General features: G+C 41.6%; 20 protein-coding genes. 17 read left to right on the top strand and 3 right to left on the bottom strand.

Annotated elements, in window-relative coordinates:
• Positions 1–12: 12 nt before the first annotated feature.
• On the bottom strand, positions 13–798 hold the full coding sequence (gene mlaE / locus AAEY93_RS04220) for a lipid asymmetry maintenance ABC transporter permease subunit MlaE (RefSeq protein ID WP_101034050.1): 786 nt from the start codon (positions 796–798) through the stop codon (positions 13–15).
• Positions 785–1,609 (bottom strand): ATP-binding cassette domain-containing protein, encoded by an 825-nt coding sequence (locus AAEY93_RS04215; protein ID WP_164839438.1) that lies wholly within the window; start codon positions 1,607–1,609, stop codon positions 785–787. The genes mlaE and AAEY93_RS04215 overlap by 14 nt, the downstream gene beginning before the upstream one ends.
• A gap of 200 nt (positions 1,610–1,809) precedes the next feature.
• Here AAEY93_RS04215 and AAEY93_RS04210 point away from each other — a divergent pair, with 200 nt between their 5' ends.
• The 16 genes from AAEY93_RS04210 to AAEY93_RS04135 all read left to right on the top strand — a co-directional run bounded on the left by AAEY93_RS04210 (position 1,810) and on the right by AAEY93_RS04135 (position 15,902).
• A complete protein-coding gene (locus tag AAEY93_RS04210; protein ID WP_124012479.1) occupies positions 1,810–2,772 on the top strand; it encodes a calcium/sodium antiporter in 963 nt (320 codons plus the stop codon).
• A 45-nt stretch (positions 2,773–2,817) separates the two neighbouring features.
• Positions 2,818–3,795: a KpsF/GutQ family sugar-phosphate isomerase gene (locus AAEY93_RS04205; RefSeq protein WP_124012480.1), complete on the top strand. Its 978-nt coding sequence runs from the start codon at positions 2,818–2,820 to the stop codon at positions 3,793–3,795.
• Between the two features lie 2 nt (positions 3,796–3,797).
• Positions 3,798–4,364, top strand: coding sequence for a 3-deoxy-manno-octulosonate-8-phosphatase KdsC (gene kdsC, locus AAEY93_RS04200; protein ID WP_101034049.1), 567 nt, complete (start codon positions 3,798–3,800; stop codon positions 4,362–4,364).
• Positions 4,361–4,921, top strand: coding sequence for an LPS export ABC transporter periplasmic protein LptC (gene lptC / locus AAEY93_RS04195; protein ID WP_124012481.1), 561 nt, complete (start codon positions 4,361–4,363; stop codon positions 4,919–4,921). Before kdsC ends, lptC begins: the two co-directional genes overlap by 4 nt.
• Complete coding sequence (lptA, locus tag AAEY93_RS04190; RefSeq protein ID WP_124012482.1) at positions 4,908–5,489, top strand: lipopolysaccharide transport periplasmic protein LptA; 582 nt, start codon at positions 4,908–4,910, stop codon at positions 5,487–5,489. Before lptC ends, lptA begins: the two co-directional genes overlap by 14 nt.
• On the top strand, positions 5,486–6,217 hold the full coding sequence (gene lptB / locus AAEY93_RS04185) for an LPS export ABC transporter ATP-binding protein (RefSeq protein ID WP_124012483.1): 732 nt from the start codon (positions 5,486–5,488) through the stop codon (positions 6,215–6,217). The genes lptA and lptB overlap by 4 nt, the downstream gene beginning before the upstream one ends.
• 142 nt (positions 6,218–6,359) lie before the next feature.
• On the top strand, positions 6,360–7,844 hold the full coding sequence (locus AAEY93_RS04180) for an RNA polymerase factor sigma-54 (RefSeq protein WP_124012484.1): 1,485 nt from the start codon (positions 6,360–6,362) through the stop codon (positions 7,842–7,844).
• Between the two features lie 25 nt (positions 7,845–7,869).
• Positions 7,870–8,157, top strand: coding sequence for a ribosome hibernation promoting factor (gene hpf, locus AAEY93_RS04175; protein ID WP_124012485.1), 288 nt, complete (start codon positions 7,870–7,872; stop codon positions 8,155–8,157).
• Between the two features lie 2 nt (positions 8,158–8,159).
• Positions 8,160–8,603, top strand: coding sequence for a PTS IIA-like nitrogen regulatory protein PtsN (gene ptsN / locus AAEY93_RS04170; RefSeq protein WP_101034043.1), 444 nt, complete (start codon positions 8,160–8,162; stop codon positions 8,601–8,603).
• Positions 8,600–9,466 carry an RNase adapter RapZ gene (rapZ, locus tag AAEY93_RS04165; protein WP_124012486.1) on the top strand — a complete coding sequence of 289 codons (867 nt, stop codon included), beginning with the start codon at positions 8,600–8,602 and terminating at the stop codon, positions 9,464–9,466. The genes ptsN and rapZ overlap by 4 nt, the downstream gene beginning before the upstream one ends.
• Before the next feature lie 16 nt (positions 9,467–9,482).
• A complete protein-coding gene (locus AAEY93_RS04160; RefSeq protein ID WP_101034041.1) occupies positions 9,483–9,758 on the top strand; it encodes an HPr family phosphocarrier protein in 276 nt (91 codons plus the stop codon).
• A gap of 465 nt (positions 9,759–10,223) precedes the next feature.
• On the top strand, positions 10,224–11,588 hold the full coding sequence (gene mgtE, locus AAEY93_RS04155; RefSeq protein ID WP_101034040.1) for a magnesium transporter: 1,365 nt from the start codon (positions 10,224–10,226) through the stop codon (positions 11,586–11,588).
• A 522-nt stretch (positions 11,589–12,110) separates the two neighbouring features.
• Complete coding sequence (locus tag AAEY93_RS04150; protein WP_157822248.1) at positions 12,111–12,263, top strand: hypothetical protein; 153 nt, start codon at positions 12,111–12,113, stop codon at positions 12,261–12,263.
• 19 nt (positions 12,264–12,282) lie between these two features.
• A complete protein-coding gene (locus tag AAEY93_RS04145) occupies positions 12,283–12,534 on the top strand; it encodes a transposase (protein WP_124012487.1) in 252 nt (83 codons plus the stop codon).
• A 1,040-nt stretch (positions 12,535–13,574) separates the two neighbouring features.
• The gene (locus tag AAEY93_RS04140) at positions 13,575–14,570 is read left to right on the top strand and encodes an ABC transporter substrate-binding protein (protein ID WP_124012488.1); all 996 of its coding nucleotides are present in this window, start codon (positions 13,575–13,577) and stop codon (positions 14,568–14,570) included.
• 3 nt (positions 14,571–14,573) lie between these two features.
• Positions 14,574–15,902 carry a diguanylate cyclase domain-containing protein gene (locus tag AAEY93_RS04135; RefSeq protein ID WP_351075112.1) on the top strand — a complete coding sequence of 443 codons (1,329 nt, stop codon included), beginning with the start codon at positions 14,574–14,576 and terminating at the stop codon, positions 15,900–15,902.
• Here the strand turns inward: AAEY93_RS04135 and AAEY93_RS04130 are convergent.
• On the bottom strand, positions 15,872–16,456 hold the full coding sequence (locus AAEY93_RS04130; protein WP_124012491.1) for a hypothetical protein: 585 nt from the start codon (positions 16,454–16,456) through the stop codon (positions 15,872–15,874). The two genes, AAEY93_RS04135 and AAEY93_RS04130, sit on opposite strands and share 31 nt — an antisense overlap.
• 153 nt (positions 16,457–16,609) lie before the next feature.
• Between AAEY93_RS04130 and ubiD the strand changes: the two genes are divergently transcribed.
• The gene (gene ubiD, locus AAEY93_RS04125) at positions 16,610–18,091 is read left to right on the top strand and encodes a 4-hydroxy-3-polyprenylbenzoate decarboxylase (RefSeq protein WP_101034036.1); all 1,482 of its coding nucleotides are present in this window, start codon (positions 16,610–16,612) and stop codon (positions 18,089–18,091) included.
• The last annotated feature ends 77 nt before the right edge of the window (positions 18,092–18,168 follow it).

Raw genomic sequence — 18,168 nt, 5'->3', positions numbered from 1 at the left:
AATGAAAAAATCTTAATTTCCGAACATGATTGCTGTCAGCAAAAAGTCCAGTGCTAAAACAGCTAAGCTTGCCTGCACAACCGTTGAGGTTGTCGCACGGCTAATGCCTTCTGGATTGGGTTCGACTTCATAACCTCGGTACAAGGCTATCCATGTGACCACCACACCAAAAATAACACTTTTTATCAAGCAATTAACAATATCTTGTCGCCACTCAACCGATGCTTGAAGAATAGACCAAAACGCACCACTATCAATACCTTTCCATTCAACACCGACTAAATGTCCACCAAAAATACCCACCAAACTAAACATTAGTGCGAGTAATGGCATACTGATAACACCTGCCCAAAAGCGCGGCGCAATGATTTGCCTTAAAGGGTCTATCGCCATCATTTCTAAACTTGACAATTGTTCAGTCGATTTCATTAGACCAATTTCGGCGGTTAGCGCCGAGCCCGCTCGTCCGGCAAATAATAACGCGGCAACAACGGGTCCAAGTTCTCGTAATAAGCTTAACGCCACCATTGGGCCTAAACTTTCTTCAGTACCAAACCCAACTAAAATATTATATCCCTGTAGGGCTAATACCATGCCAATAAACAAGCCTGATACTATAATGATAACCATAGAACGGACACCAAGCACATAAATCTGCTTGATAAGTAATGGCGTGCCTTTTTTGATATTCGGAACACGCACGATCGCGCGCCATAACATGATGCCAGCCCGACCGAGGCCCTGCACGAGTTTCAGTGCATATGCGCCAATATCGGCAATATAATCAATTGCGCCCACGAAGTAGCTCCTCTTGATAATCCTCTGCAGGATAATGGAATGGCACAGGGCCATCTGGTGCGCCTTGAATAAATTGGATCAACTGCGGATTGTCAGATTGACGTAATTGCTCTGGGGTACCATGAGCAATGACTTTTTTGTCTGCTATTACATAGACATAATCTGCAATACCTAATACTTCATCCACATCGTGAGAGACCACCACAGAAGTCAGTTTTAATGAATCCGACAACTCACGAATAAGTTTTACCAGCATCCCCATTGAAATTGGATCTTGTCCCGCAAATGGCTCATCGTACATCACCATTTCAGGTTCTAGTGCAATCGCCCTAGCCAATGCTGCTCGACGCTGCATACCACCGGATAATTCGTTAGGCATCATATACGCTGCACCACGAAGACCTACCGCTTGCAGCTTCATCAATACAATGGAGCGGATAATATCTTCTGGTAATCCAGAATGTTCTCTCAATGCAAATGCCACGTTATCGAATACATTAAGGTCGGTAAATAATGCACCGCTTTGAAACAGCATACTCATCCGCTTGCGCAATTCAAAAAGTTCCTTGCGCTTAAGCTTATGTAAATCGTGACCGTCGAACAAGACTTGTCCGGTATTAGGGGTTAACTGTCCCCCAATCAATTTTAACAAGGTGGTTTTACCAATACCACTAGGTCCCATAATTGCCGTTACTTTGCCTTTGGGGATCGATAAAGAAATATCGTTAAAAATCACGCGCGAACCATGGCTAAAGGCCATATGGTTGACTTCGACCAAAGGATTATTATTTGATTTACTCATATCAGACATTGGCGTTGAGGAGATAACTGCCTTCCTTGCATTAAGTTAAGGTGTAAATTGTACTGTAATTGTCGATTAAGCGACAACTATATCCATATCACCACACATCATTTCGAGTACAATTACTGTGCAATGCTTTCAATTTGACTTTCAATTTGATAAAAATCCAGCGAAAATGCTCGTTAATTAATGATCACTATCGGAATCACATGCTAGTTAATATTCTAATGTTAGTTGCTGGCCTTGCTGTTTTAGTTTGGAGTGCGGATAGATTTGTTTACGGAGCGGCGGCATTTGCGCGAAATTTAGGCTTGCCTCCCATGTTAATTGGATTGACCATTGTTGCGATGGGTAGCTCTGCACCTGAAATGTTTGTTGCAGCTACGGCCTCAATGGATGGCATGCGTGATACCGCCGTGGGTAACGTACTGGGCTCAAACATTGCTAACATCACCTTAATATTAGGATTAACCGCCTTACTTGGCGCCATTAGCGTAGCCTCAAAGACCTTAAAACGCGAAATACCTATTATGCTAGCCGCCACGGTATTTGCTGGCTATACCCTGCATGATAATGTGCTAACACGAGCAGAAGGTATCATGCTCATCGTGGTACTTTTCGTGTTAATGGGATATTTCATTTGGCAAGCGACTCATGATAGAACAACCGACAGCTTAGATACTGAACTTGGATCTGATATCCCTAAAAATGTCTCAACCTTTCATGCTATCATTTGGCTAATCGTCGGTATTATATTCCTCCCGCTATCAGCGAGTTGGATGGTAGATGGTGCTGTGGGTATTGCAAAGTTTTATGGCTTGTCAGATCTTGTCATTGGATTAACCATTATTGCAGTGGGAACAAGCCTACCAGAATTAGCAGCCTGTATTGCTGGCGTATTAAAAAAAGAACACGATCTCGCTATTGGTAATATCGTTGGATCGAATTTATTTAACATTCTTGCCGTACTGGCACTACCAGGGTTAATTGCCCCTGGCGAAATAGATGCCTCTGCCAGTGGAAGAGACTTCTATATGGTATTGGGCACCAGTACTGCATTAGCCGTTTTAGTATTATCCAGTGGCACCAAGCAACAACTGACTCGTTGGCATGGCGCACTATTATTAATCACCTTTATTGCGTACCAAATTATTGTATTTCAATCCCATTAGATTGGAGCATTAAAGGTAAAGTCTTAAGCTAAAAGAGAGAGCCGTATGGTAAATCAAACTCAATTTCGTCAATGGGGCCGTAAAGTCATTGATATTGAAAAAGCTGCTTTAGATAATTTATATCAATATGTGGACTCAGTTGAGTTTGGCCAAGCATGTGAACTCATTATGCAGTGCAAAGGCAAAGTGATTGTCATGGGAATGGGCAAATCGGGTCATATCGGTAATAAAATATCCGCGACGTTTGCCAGTACCGGCACGCCGGCATTTTTTGTTCATCCTGGTGAGGCCAGTCATGGTGATTTAGGCGCATTGGCTAAGAACGATATTGTACTGGCGATTTCCAATTCAGGTGAATCGAGCGAAATACTCACGTTAATGCCTGTGATTCAACGTATGGGCGTGCCTGTTATTGCCGTAACAGGTAAACCAGACTCTAACATGGCGCGTTTATCTAAAATTCATTTATGCATTGAAGTACAAGAAGAAGCATGCCCGTTAGGATTAGCGCCGACGTCTAGCACCACTGCTACGCTAGCAATGGGTGATGCATTAGCCATTGCATTGTTGCAAGCAAAAGGGTTTACCCGTGATGACTTTGCCTTATCACATCCTGGTGGCTCATTGGGGCGAAAATTATTACTAAAAGTAGACGATGTCATGCATAAAGGCGATGATTTGCCTATCGTCAGTGATGCTATTTGTATTACTGAAGCGCTTTATGAAATATCTAAAAAAGGCCTTGGCATGACGGCGGTAGTCAACCATGAAGCCAAACTAGTGGGTATTTTTACTGATGGTGATTTACGCCGGGTCATCGATGCCGAAGTGAACCTTCGTACCACTTCGATAGCCCTGGTGATGACCAAAAACTGTGTGACCTGCCCCACGGGTATTTTAGCTGCACAAGCGCTACAAATCATGGATGAAAAAAACATCAACGGACTGGTTGTCGTCAATGAAAAACACCAACCGATCGGGGCATTAAACATGCTCGATATGGTTAAAGCTGGAGTCATTTAATCATGTCAGAATCAACCTCGTGTCACCAAGGATTTTACGGCCCTATCAGTAATGATATTTGGCAGCGAGCTCAGAAAATTAAACTGTTAATCTGTGATGTCGATGGGGTCTTTTCAGATGGACGTATTTATCTCAGTAATGCTGGCGAAGAACTCAAAGCCTTTCATACTCGCGATGGCTACGGTATACGCTCAGTTCTCACTAGCGATATTCATGTTGCCGTCATTACAGGTCGTCAATCAAAAATTGTCGAAACCCGAATGACCGGATTAGGAATCAAACATATTTATCAAGGCATTGATAATAAATTTGAACCTTTTGAGCAACTTATGTCGCTGTATAATGTAAGCGCCGAACAAGTAGCCTACATTGGCGATGACATGGTTGATCTGCCCGTAATGAAAGCCGTAGGTCTCTCCGTGTGTGTCGGCGATGGTCATCCGTTTGTAAAACGACATTGTCACATGACAACGACCTTAAACGGCGGACATGGAGCTTTGCGAGAACTGACTGACTTATTACTCTTAAGCCAAGATAAATTTGCCAGTGCTCATGGAATGAGTATATGAATCGGATCACCCTAAGTATTGTGGCTTTTTTTGGTCTTGCTTTTATGTTGTACTGGCAAGCACAAATAAAACGCAGTGAAATGGACTCGGTGAAAGTACCTGGTATTGAGCGCCCTGACTTTATTGCAGATAACCTACGCACCACGGAATTCAATCAACAAGGTTTTGTCGAAAGTCGAGTCAGCGCCGAGCACATGGAGCATTATGCTTCAAGTGACATCACTCACTTTACCAAACCGATATACCTCATTTACCCTGAAAATGGTAAAGCACAATGGCAATTAAGTGCAGATCGAGGACAATTGAATAAAAACACCAGCAAAGTCATATTAGAAAACAATGTTATTATTGATGCCATTGATATAGAAGAACCCCTGCAGTCATTGAGTACCCAAGCGGTGACGGTAGACTTAACCACTATGATAGGCACCTCACAAGAGATGGTGTATATCAAAGGCAAAGGGTTTATTATTAAAGGCTTAGGCCTACATGCTGACTTGAATTCGCAACAATTATCGCTACTGAGCCAGGTAGAAGGAACATATGAGCCACATTAATCGTCTCCACACTCGCGCCAATGTTATGTTATTGAGCAGCATACTTTGCCTGTTGAGTTTGCCTGCTATGGCGAAACAAGGTGATCTGAAACAAGAATTAAAAATTGTTGCGGTTAGCCAATTTGCTGACATAAAAAATAACCAAATCATTTTTAATGGTCCGGTTAAGATTGTCCAAGGCAGTATTAATATCAATGCTGATGAATTACGGGCGTTTACCCCCGAAAACAGCACCAGTAAGAAACTTATCGCCACTGGCAAACCCGCGACGTTTTCACAAGAATTAGATGACGGTCAAATTGGTACTGCCAGTGCCGACGAAATATCCTATGACCTTGCGACTACCACGCTAACATTGACAGGTAATGCCAAACTTAATCAATCGGGTAGCCAAGTGACCGGTAATCGAATTAAGTACAACATCAATGCGCAAGAGCTTATTGCTGAAAGTTCGGGCACAGGGCAAGATCGGGTTATCACCATTATTCAACCTGAGAATTTCCAAGACGAGTCTGCGCCAAAGCAAAAACTCCCTGAAATCCCAGTTAAAAAGCAGATCAAACCATGACCCAAATAACCTTAACCGCTGAAAATCTGGCTAAAAGCTATAAAGATCGTCAAGTTGTTAAAGATGTCAGTTTAACGGTTAAAACAGGCCAAATTGTTGGGCTTTTAGGCCCCAATGGTGCAGGTAAAACAACCACCTTTTATATGGTTGTCGGCCTAGTGAAAAGTGATAAGGGTCGAATTTTAATTGATGATGACGATCTCACTGACGATCCAATGCATCTGCGAGCTCGCAAAGGCATTGGTTACTTACCACAAGAAGCCAGTATTTTCCGTAAACTCACAGTGTATGACAACATTATGGCCGTGTTGCAAACCCGCAAAGAACTCAGTACAAACCAACGTATTGAACAGCTTGAGCATCTATTAGAAGAGTTCCATATTACCCATATTCGAGACAGCCTAGGCATGTCGTTATCGGGTGGTGAACGTCGTCGTGTTGAAATTGCGCGCGCTTTAGCCGCCAATCCAAAATTTATTCTACTCGATGAGCCCTTTGCTGGTGTTGATCCGATTTCTGTCATCGACATAAAAAAAATCATTCAACAACTTAAAAGCCGAGGTCTAGGAGTATTAATTACCGACCATAACGTACGTGAAACGTTAGATGTCTGTGAGCGAGCTTATATCGTCAGCCAAGGTAATTTAATTGCCGAAGGCACACCTGATGAGGTATTGAGCAATCAACAAGTTCGGGCGGTGTACTTAGGTGAACAATTCAAGCTATAGTTACTTTACGGGCCTTTAGTCTATCTAACTCATTTGATTGAACGATATCTAAACAGCGTTAAACATCATTGATGTACGTGACAATCCATTACAGTTTTATAAATTGTCACTTTTATGGAAATCATCTAGGGATAAGCGGTAAATGAAAGCGTCACTCCAACTTAAAATGGGTCAACACTTAACCATGACCCCACAATTGCAGCAAGCCATTCGCTTACTGCAATTATCGTCATTGGAGCTACAGCAAGAAATCCAACAAGCATTGGATTCAAATCCATTACTTGAAATAGAAGATGAGTTTTCTGAAGCAAAAGACCCCGTAAAAGAAAATCGCGACCAAGCTGATACAGACTTCAGTGACAACAGCATTGTCAATATTGAAAAAGACACCTCAACAGTCGACACAGCAGAATCTATGACCAAAGAAACCATGGATGATTTAGCCATGGATACTACATGGGATGAAGTGTACACCGCCTCGCCGATGTCAGGTTCAGGTAGTGCTAGCATGCGCGATGATGACATGCCGTTTCAAGGTGAAACCACCGAAGGTCTGTATGAACATTTAGAATGGCAGAAAAATCTCACTCCATTTTCAGAGACCGATCTTGCCATTGCCACAGCGATCATCGACGCCGTGGATGAACGCGGTTATTTAACCCAAAGTACCGACGATATTCTCGAAGCCATGGGTGACGAAAATGTTGAGTTAGATGAAGTTGAAGCTGTATTAAAACGAATTCAACACTTTGATCCCGTTGGTGTTGCTGCACGTGATTTAAGTGAATGTTTATTGATCCAATTAGCGCAATTCTCTAACACCACACCCCATATCGATAATGCCCGTTTGCTAATCAAAGACTATTTAACCTTAATTGCTGGGCGTGATTTTAGATTATTGATGCGCAAAACTAAGCTAAAAGAAAATGAGTTACGTGACGCCATCACCCTAATCCAATCACTCAATCCTCGTCCAGGCTTATTGATCACCGCCACCGATGACGAATTCGTTATTCCCGATGTCACGGTACTAAAGAAAAATGGCCGTTGGGTTGTAGAGTTAAACCCAGACAATATGCCCAAAATTGGCGTTAATCAGCAATACGCCGCCATGGCTAGAAGCAGTAAAAATCAGTCTGACAGTCAATTTATTCGAGGCCATTTGCAAGAGGCTAAATGGTTTATTAAAAGTATCGAAAGCCGCAATGATACTCTACTCAAAGTGGCAAATTGCATTGTGCAATTTCAGCAAGGCTTCTTTGAATACGGTGAAGAAGCCATGAAACCTATGGTGCTAAATGATATTGCTGAAGCAGTAGAAATGCATGAATCGACAATTTCACGAGTCACCACACAAAAATATATGCACACCCCACGTGGACTATTTGAACTAAAGTACTTCTTCTCTAGCCATGTCAGCACTGACGATGGCGGGGAATGCTCATCAACAGCAATTCGTGCTTTTATCAAAAAGCTGGTTGCCGCAGAAAACCAGAAAAAACCATTGAGTGACAGTAAAATGGCTCAACTTCTGGCAGAACAAGGCATAAACGTTGCTCGTCGTACGATTGCAAAATACCGAGAAGCAATGCTAATCCCGCCCTCAAACCAACGTAAGAGTTTATAACCTACAAGGTTGTGGAGGATTTTCTATGGATATAAATCTGACTGGACGTCATGTCGAAATAACTGAATCTTTACGTGAGTATGTTAATGGTAAATTTTCAAAGCTTGAACGACACTTCGATCAGATCCATAATGTACACGTTGTACTCCATGTAGACAAATTACAACAAAAAGCAGAAGCCAAAATCCACGTTAATGGCGCAGAGATTTTTGCTATGTCAGAAAATACTGATATGTATGCTGCAATAGACGCCCTGATCGATAAACTCGACCGTCAGGTAATTAAACACAAAGAGAAGTATACAAAACACTAACGATGGAACTTTGTACCATTCTGCAGCCGGAATGCACTACCTGTGCCACACCGGGCAGTAAGAAAAAAGTACTGGAACTCATCAGCAATTTAGTCGCTGCCCAGTATCCAACCCTGTCTTCGCAAGAGGTTTTTGAAAGCCTATTAGCGAGAGAAAAAATGGGTAGCACAGGTATAGGAAATGGCATTGCGATACCTCATGGTCGATTAACGACCATCGATCACCCCATCGCGATATTTGTTAAATGTGAAGAAGCCATTGCCTTTGATGCAATTGATAAGCAGCCCGTGGATATTTTATTTGCTTTGTTAGTACCTGCAGACCAGTGCCAACAACATTTAGGCACGTTATCGAGTATGGCTAAAAAGCTCAGCGATAAGCAAATATTGAAACAGCTTCGCAAAAGCCACAACGCAACAGAACTTTATCGGGTTATAACTGCATGAAACTTGTCATAGTATCGGGACGTTCAGGTTCAGGGAAATCCGTTGCCTTAAGAGTATTAGAAGACCTAGGATATTATTGTGTCGATAATTTGCCTCTACCCCTCATTGGCACATTACTCGCTCAGCTCAAGGGCAGTAATGATTTAGTTGCGATTAGTGTTGATGTCCGCAACATTGCTGAACAAGGCAAAGTGCTTCAAGACCAATTAGCCCTACTTGAACATGACACTGAAATTATCAGCTTCTTTCTAAATTCCAATGATAAAGTGTTACTTAAACGCTACAGCGAAACACGCCGATTGCACCCGTTATCTAAAAATCATATTTCACTGCAAGAAGCGATCAAATTAGAAGGCCGTTTACTTGAGCCTACCGCAAAAATTGTTGACCATTACATTGACACTTCGGCGCTAAATATCTACGAGTTAAGCGACCAAGTTAGGCAAATACTACTAGGCAGTGTCGATAAAGAATTGGTCATTAACTTTGAGTCTTTTGGCTTTAAGCACGGCATGCCGACTGAAGCGGATTTTATGTTTGATGTACGCTTTTTGCCCAATCCACACTGGGAAATAGAATTGCGCCCATTGACAGGATTAGACGAACCCGTACAAGAATTTTTAGGGCGTCAGCCATTGGTCAACAAGTTCATTTGGCAAATTGAAAACCTATTTGAAACCTGGATGCCACACCTAGAACGTAACAATCGCAGTTACCTGACTATCGCGATTGGTTGTACGGGTGGCCAGCATCGTTCGGTATATATTGCAGACCAATTAGCAAAACGATTTAGGCAAGGCAGTAAACACACTGTTAATGCTCGCCACAGAGAATTAAGTATAAGTGAACTCACCGCTAAGTGAGCATAGGATTGCATGAATGATCAAACTTGAACGCCAAGTTACCATTTCCAACAAATTAGGATTACATGCCCGTGCAGCAACAAAACTCGCGGTATTAGCCGCCGATTTTGACGCGAACATCACCTTAACTCAGGGCGAAAAAAACGCCAGTGCCGCAAGTGTGCTTGGGTTGTTAATGCTTGAAAGTGGAATAGGGAAAATGATCACCGTGACCGCAAAGGGTCCAGATGCCGAAGTAGCATTAAATGCAGTGTGTGATCTGATTAATGCTAAATTTGATGAATCTTGCTAAATCAGTGAAGAGTACGATTCGCGAGTCACTCACTTTTTAATCCACTATTATTCTTATTACACGTGGCCTAACCAAACTGTCACGACATTGATGCTCAACGGTAGACATCAGTCCCTCGATAATATTAGCCCTTAGGTTTATCTCACGCAGTTGATACCCATCTGATTAAGTATCAGTTCACTCTGCGGGAGTTTAGCGTTTAACATAATACAGATATCGCCGCTTTCAGCAACGGATCCAGTATGACTCTGCATCCGTGCAGTCGTCCGTCAATATGATGTATAGCAGCGTAGACCATGCATAATTTCGTCCAGAGGAAACGACTCAAGTATCCCATTTCGGCGTTACATTGTCTTACAAGCAGACAACGATTATTGCACCAATACGCCTTAAACAGAAAAACCTGAGCAGCCCAGAATGATTACATACTTTATGATATAAGTATGATGAATAGGAAGTAGATATATGGGTAAAGAGTACCTAGATAATGAGATAACCGAACAACGCCTCAATCAACTCGTTCAAGCGCTAGACAGTGGTTTGTTTGTTCATGCTCGTAACATGTTGCACACCATGTCACCTAACGATGTCGCCCTAATTCTCGAATCATCACCGCCCAAAAATCGACAAGTGTTATGGCAACTCATTGACCAACAATATGCGGGTGAAATTCTTGACGAATTAGGTGAAGAGCTTAAAGATTCACTCATTAGCAGCATGACACCAGAAAAGCTCGCCCAGGCCACAATAGGTATGGACACAGATGATCTCGCCTATATTCTTCGCAGCTTACCCGATGGTGTTTACAAGAAAGTACTTAAGTCAATGCGCAGCCAGGACAGGGATAGAGTAGAACAAGCACTGCGCTATCCTGATGATACGGCAGGCAGTATCATGAACACCGATACCGTCACCTTACGACCCGATGTCAATATCGAAGTGGTATTACGTTATTTACGTCAACGGGGAAACTTACCCGATACTACCGACACCTTATATGTTGTTGACCGTCAAGATCATGTTTTAGGCGGAGTAAGATTAGTCGATTTATTAACCTGCGATCCAAGCGTAACCGTCCGAAGCATTATGGACACAGAGTTAGAAAGTATTCCGGTTGAGATGTCTGATAAAGATGTAGCCCAAAAATTTGAACGACTCGATTGGCTATCCGCCCCAGTCGTCGACAGCCAAGCAAAATTGCTTGGCCGGATCACCATCGATGACATTATCGATGTGATCCGCGAAGATGCCGAGCATTCAATGATGGGGATGGCAGGGATGGATGATGATGAGGATACCTTTGGCCCAGTGCTAAAAAGTACGCTAAGACGCTCCCTGTGGTTAACGATTAACTTATTTGCTGCGTTACTTGCCTCGTCTGTCAGTAACATGTTCGAAGGCACCTTAGAGCAATTTGCCACCATCGCGATTTTAATGACCATAGTTCCGAGTATGGGCGGGGTTGCCGGTAATCAAACCTTAGCACTGGTGATCCGTGGTATTGCACTTGGGCATATTGGCCAAAGTAACTCACGTTGGTTGATTGGTAAAGAACTCAGCATTGGATTATTAAACGGCTTAATGTGGTCTATATTGGTATTTTTTGCAGTATGGCTGTGGAAAGATGACATCGCGTTAGGAGGGTTAATTGGTTGTGCTATGCTGATTAATATGACGGTTGCAGGCTTTGCTGGCGCCACTATTCCAATAATGTTAAAAAAGTTAAATATTGACCCAGCATTAGCCGGTGGCATGGTATTAACCACGGTGACAGATGTGGTTGGCTTATTTGCATTTTTAGGCCTAGCCACATTGTTCTTAATCCACTAGCTCATTCATTTGATTGGTGCACACCATGTCGTCCAGTGAAATTGCAAACTCTAGCGCAATTCCCCGGACGACTTTGCCCCCGCCATACATCGCTAGCCTGTTTAACATGCGTCTTCACGCCCGGATCACTTACCAAGATGACGTCCATTAAAGCCATATCATCAAACCCACTCCTTGTATGATTTTTTAAACCATCCACTCGGAATAACTCATTCGACTATAACGCCTTGCTCATCTTGTCATTAAGATGACCTTTTGCTGCCATATTGGTCATCCATACTGTGCAGCATCGACCACTTCAGCGATAAATAATCGCCATAGCATCTTTCACCAATTTAGTGCAATTGCACCAAACTAACCAATAGGTAAGTAATAACCCATTGACAATAAAATATTAAATACTTGATAAATAACAGATTAAATTTTCCTACAACGTTGGCACAAAGTTTCCATATAACAACTCATACCCACTAAGAGGTAGTTTTATTGTAAAGCATTCCATTGTAGTTGTAGGAGATAGCGATGAAGAAAATTAACTTAAGTCGTCAGATTAAATCGGTCAGTATCATGCTCAATAATATCGTTCAACAATGCCGACAAAATATTTTTTTCTTAGCGCATCTCGGTTGCAGCCAGTGGGATGATGTTGAAACTCGCTCAGGCAAACATAAATAAATCAGCAGGAGGTTATTTGATGAATATGTCAAATACGAGACAGTATCCAGTGGAATTACAAAGACAAGTAATTGATGAAGTCAAAAACCATAACAGATTATTGTCTGATGTAGCAAAGCAATACGGTGTATCAGCTAAAACCGTTTACCAATGGGTAAGAAGTAATGATCTTCGCCAAATGAGAAGCAAAAGCGCTATCGTGTCAGAAATAGCCCATTTACAACAAAAAATCACTCAGCTAAGTCAACAGTTACATACGATGGCAAGCTAAGCATATACGCTTGAGATAGCGTTTAAACTATCTTAAGCCATAATGACTGGAAATTCAGTTAACCGTTTTGGCAAGGATGTTTGATAGTGTTAGCAACTCGTCCCCCAGCAAGTTGAAAACAAAGCAACAAACATTCTAATAATAAGCGCAAAATACTTGCATCCTTGCCGCTTTATTGCTCCACCGTTAGTCGTTAAGGAAGCCGGCTAACATAACAGTTAAGGCGTTATTGGTTCCCCAGATGTAATAGCCAATAACGTCATTTTTATTAAGGTGTTTTAGCTTTAGCCATTGACGGCGCGATTGTCACCATTAACAGAGCTAAATATCAAAACCGTTTTGGCAAGGATGTTTGATAGTGTTAGCAACTCGTCCCCCAGCAAGTTGATAACAGAGCAACAAACATTCTAATAATAAGCGCAAAATACTTGCATCCTTGCCGCTTTATTGACAGTTCAGGCGTTATTGGTTCCCCAGATGTAATAGCCAATAACGTCATTTTTATTTCAGCCTTTGGCTGATAGCTCAAAGCCAAATAATAATAATGAGCTTGAGCAACGCCCTAAAGCTTCAATTGATACTCAATGATTGCGTTAGGGTGGTGATACCACCGCAGCATAAATAATAATATAAATATAAATAAACTATGCAAACAAAAGCCCCAATGCAAAGGATGCATTGGGGCTTTTTCATACTCATAAGTTAACCTTAGTCGGAGTAATACCAATCGAATTCATTCTCTGCTCATGCATAAAACAGCTTAACCGAAATATAGCCGTTATGGCTCGGTGTCCATCAGTGATCGTCTCACTAATTTAACAAATAAGTATCTGAATTAAATGGTAAATAATATTTATTTTCACAATGGCCGCCACTATGAATCACTTTACTTAGTAAATTAATGATTAACAAGAAGCTTAGTATTTCCGTTATTAATTGATAATATTAAAAAAAAACGATTATATTGACCAATATTTCTCACAAAAAATAATACATTAACTACACTTAACATTATTTATCTTTTGACTGAAATCTCACTTATGCACAAAGTGTTAATGATTATTTTTTGGAGCCTAATCGCGATTGGCATTGCGGGTTGTGATCTTAATCAAAACTCATCCATCAAGACCTTAGCCGCAAAGGGTCCGATTAAAATTGCTGTTTCTAATACGCCACTTTCTGCACCCTTTTTTATTGCCGAACAACAAGGTTATTTTAAGCGTAATAATCTTAATATTGAGTTAGTTAGATTAGATGGTGGGGTGAAATGCTTCAATGCGCTGCTCAATAAACAAGTGGATCTCGCCACTGCCTCTGAAACTGTGGTGATGTTTAATAGTTTTAAACAAACAAACTTTTCCGTATTAGCCAGTTTTGTCGAATCAGATAACGATCTCAAATTACTTAGCCTAGTACCGCAAAAATATCATCAGCTGAATAATCTAGCCAACGTCCGCGTAGGGATAGTAAAAAGCAGTGCTAGTGAGTTTTTTTTCGATAGTTTACTGATTATGTATAATAAAACTCAACAGCCTATCGAGCGCATTTATTTACGTGCAGATCAGCTTATTCCAGCATTATTAAATAATGAAGTTGATATTATTTCAGCTTGGGAGCCATTAAGTTATTTGTTAACACAACAAATAACCTCAAATACAAAAGTCATCAATAGCCGCGGTCTATATCACTTATCCTTTAACTTAATCGAGCTTAAACAAACGACGTTATCAGCCTCAGAAAAGTTAGCTCTACTCAAAGCAATTAATGACGCAATAGACTATATTCATACACACTCAGATCTTGCTCAGGTAGACATTAGTCGCATCTTGAATATCGATCCTTCCCAACTGCATTATTCTTGGAATGACTATACTTTTAGATTATCCCTCAGTAATGCACTTTTTTCTAACATTCAAATTCAAAGCCAATGGGCCATCGACAATCAATTAGTTCCGACAGAAAAGAGCGTCGACTTCAGGCAAGTTATCGATCGTCAATTACTTGAAGATTTTATGAATTCAGAGGCTGGATGGTAATTTATGATGTTATCTAAGCGCCTAAAGCTAACCGCAACACTCTGCACACTTCTCACGTTCATTGTTGGTTTATCGCTGATCCAAATTCACAACTATCAGCAGCAAATATATCGCCAACTCAATTACTCAATGAAGTTGCAGATCAACATTGATAGCTTGCGAAGCCAGCTGTGGCTTTACCAAGAATATACCGATGGCCAGGGGCTTTCAGAGCTGAATAAACGCCAAACAGAACTGGCCCAAAATCTCGCAGAAGATATCAACTGGGCGATACAACAAAAACTCATTATCGCAAATCTTAATCAGCTCAATAGCAATATTAGAAAGCTCATCAATACGCAAAATAGCTACCACAGCAAACAAGTCGATGTTTCATCAACACTGATTGCCGAACAATTATTTAAAGCTAAATACAGCATGACCATTGAAGAAATGACCGAAGAAATGTTCCGACTTCATCAATTATCAATTAAACAAGCGAGTCAAACACAGCAAAAATTATTATACCTCGTTGGAGCCGTACTGTTACTACTCGCGATTTTGGTTACGGCATGGTCTTTTATAACGCTGATTCGATTTAAAAAAGGATTGGCTTCACTTAAACAAGGGATGAACGCGCTTGCTGCTGGGGATTTAACCAGCCAGATTAATTTCACTGATACCGATGAGTTATCTGCACTTGCCGATAACTTTAATAAAATGAAACAATCACTCGCCCAAATTACGATCAAAAAAGAAGAGTTAAAACAAGAAGTAGACAGTCAAACCCACAAACTGATCGAACAACAAGACAGGCTCATTTTCCTAGCTGAACATGACGAACTAACAGGGATTTACAATCGTCGTGCGTTTATAAAAAAAATAGATACTGCGATCGCAAGAGATTTACGTGGCGAGGATCAAGCAGCTTTATTGTTTCTTGATTTGAATAAATTTAAAGACATTAACGATTCACTCGGCCACAGTATTGGCGATGACGTTATAATGATCATAGCCTCACGCTTAGTAAACAACTTGCGAGCAACCGATATGGTCGGTCGATTCGGAGGAGATGAATTTATCGTATGGCTCGATATGATCACCGGGCCTATCGATATAGAACATAAAATACACCAGCTATTGGACTGTATTAAGCAACCTATTATCATCGGCCAACATATTTTACACGTGGGGGCGAGTATTGGGATTAGTATACTGCCTAAGCATGGTTTAAATAGTCGGGAGCTAATCAGCGCAGCTGATACTGCAATGTATCAAGCTAAAGCAGACGGTAGCATTGAATTTTGTTTCTATACCAGCAATCATGGTGTCTCTGCTTTAGCAACCTCATAGGTTTGAGTGTTCCAATCAAAATAATATTCAACCCCTTGCCACTCATAGACTGTCCCGTTCGCACGCTGGATCACTTTAGCATTTGCAGGTAGGTGGCTTAAGCCCGAAGCATACTCAATATGGGTCGTAGTCCGCTGTTGAGGCGCAACAATGGTGTCGATAAGCTTAATATTTTGCGGCTGATATCCGCTAGTTAACTGATGTTGATAGGGATAAAAACCGTTGTTATTTCTACGGGAATAACCATTCCCCCAATATGAGCCATATCGCCAGTTGTTGCCATGACTTAAACTAATCCCGATACTTGGGCCCCAATGTCGGTTAACTCCCCAGCCTTGATCCCAACCAAATCCCCAACGCCAAGGATCACGATTTCGGTGATGATTATTGTGTTGGCGATAATGATTATGTTGAGAGCTGACAGAATGCGAAACACGATTAGAATACTCATTCGCTAACGACGGCTGAGCACTGGCTGAACTCGCCATACTGAGTATAACAACACAACCAAGCCCGAATAATGGCATCAAAGTCCACTGCTTATTCGTTCGCATAAGTCACCTCTACCACATTATTGACTATTACCATTTTAGCCTAAGTATAGCTAAAGTCGATATCAGTAATATAGGTCTATCAAATTGGTTAACCCTATATTAGAAAAATGCTATAGTGCGCGCCATATTGGATTTGATTTACAGGCGGTAAACATGAGTTTTAAAGATTTACGCAGCTTCATCGATCATTTGGAAGCAAATGGTGAGTTAAAGCGCATTAGCTATCCTGTTGACCCTCATTTAGAAATGACGGAGATCGCTGATCGTGTTTTACGATCGGGTGGCCCCGCACTGTTATTTGAAAATCCTACCAATCACACCATGCCGGTACTGGTTAACTTATTTGGCACGCCTAAACGTGTTGCTATGGCATTGGGTAAAGACGATCCTTTGGCTTTGCGTGAAGTCGGTGAATTATTAGCATTCTTAAAAGAACCTGAGCCACCGAGTGGCTTTAAAGATGCCATCGCCAAAATACCTATGTATAAGCAGGCACTCAATATGCCGCCTAAAACAGTGCGTAATCCGCCTTGTCAGCAAGTGGTTAAAACCGGTGATGAAGTTGACCTAACCTCGTTGCCAATCCAACATTGCTGGCCTGGAGATGTCGCCCCATTAGTTACTTGGGGACTCACGATCACTAAAGGGCCACGTCAAAAAAGACAAAACCTAGGTATTTACCGTCAACAGTTATTGGGCAAAAATAAGCTGATTATGCGCTGGCTTGATCATCGTGGCGGCGCCTTAGATTTTAAAGACTTTAAACAGCTTCATCCTGGAGAGCGTTATCCTGTCGTAGTGGCATTAGGTAGCGATCCTGTGACCATTTTAGGTGCTGTAACTCCCGTGCCAGATTCCATGAGTGAATATGCCTTTGCAGGTTTACTACGCGGCGAACGTACCGAAGTCTGTAAAGCCATTAGCTGCGATCTTGAAGTACCAGCCACCAGCGAGATTATTCTTGAAGGTTATATTGACCCAGATGAGAAAGCAGTAGAAGGTCCATACGGCGATCACACTGGATATTATAACGAAACCGACTCATTCCCCGTATTTACTGTGACTCATATTACTCACCGTAAAGATGCTATTTATCATAGTACCTATACCGGCCGTCCACCCGATGAACCCGCTATGTTAGGCGTGGCATTAAACGAAGTATTTGTGCCTATTCTTCGTAAGCAGTACCCAGAGATTATTGATTTTTATCTGCCGCCTGAAGGTTGCTCCTACCGTATGGCTGTGATTTCAATCCGTAAACAATATCCGGGTCATGCTAAGCGTGTCATGATGGGGGCATGGTCATTCCTACGCCAATTTATGTACACCAAATTTATTATCGTGGTTGATGAAGATATCAATTGCCGTGATTGGCAAGATGTTATTTGGGCCATTACTACCCGGATGGATCCAACACGCGACACCATGCTGGTAGATAATACCCCTATCGATTATCTGGATTTTGCCTCACCCGTTGCCGGTTTAGGCTCTAAAATGGGTTTAGATGCCACCAACAAGTGGCCAGGCGAAACCACCCGTGAATGGGGCACCCCTATTGTGATGGATCCTAAGGTTAAACAAAAAATTGACCAAATTTGGGATGATCTTGGCATAGAAGATGTACCAACATTGTAACCACAGTGATCTGATTAAGGCGTAGATAGCTATAATTAACTCATTGATAAAAATTATAAAAAGGTTTAAAGGACGTT

Origin of the sequence: Shewanella sp. CAL98-MNA-CIBAN-0140 (assembly GCF_040309905.1) — a bacterium.
Taxonomy (GTDB): domain Bacteria; phylum Pseudomonadota; class Gammaproteobacteria; order Enterobacterales; family Shewanellaceae; genus Shewanella; species Shewanella psychromarinicola.
Note: the sequence above shows the minus strand (reverse complement) of the source record. Positions and strands in the feature narration are given on the sequence as shown.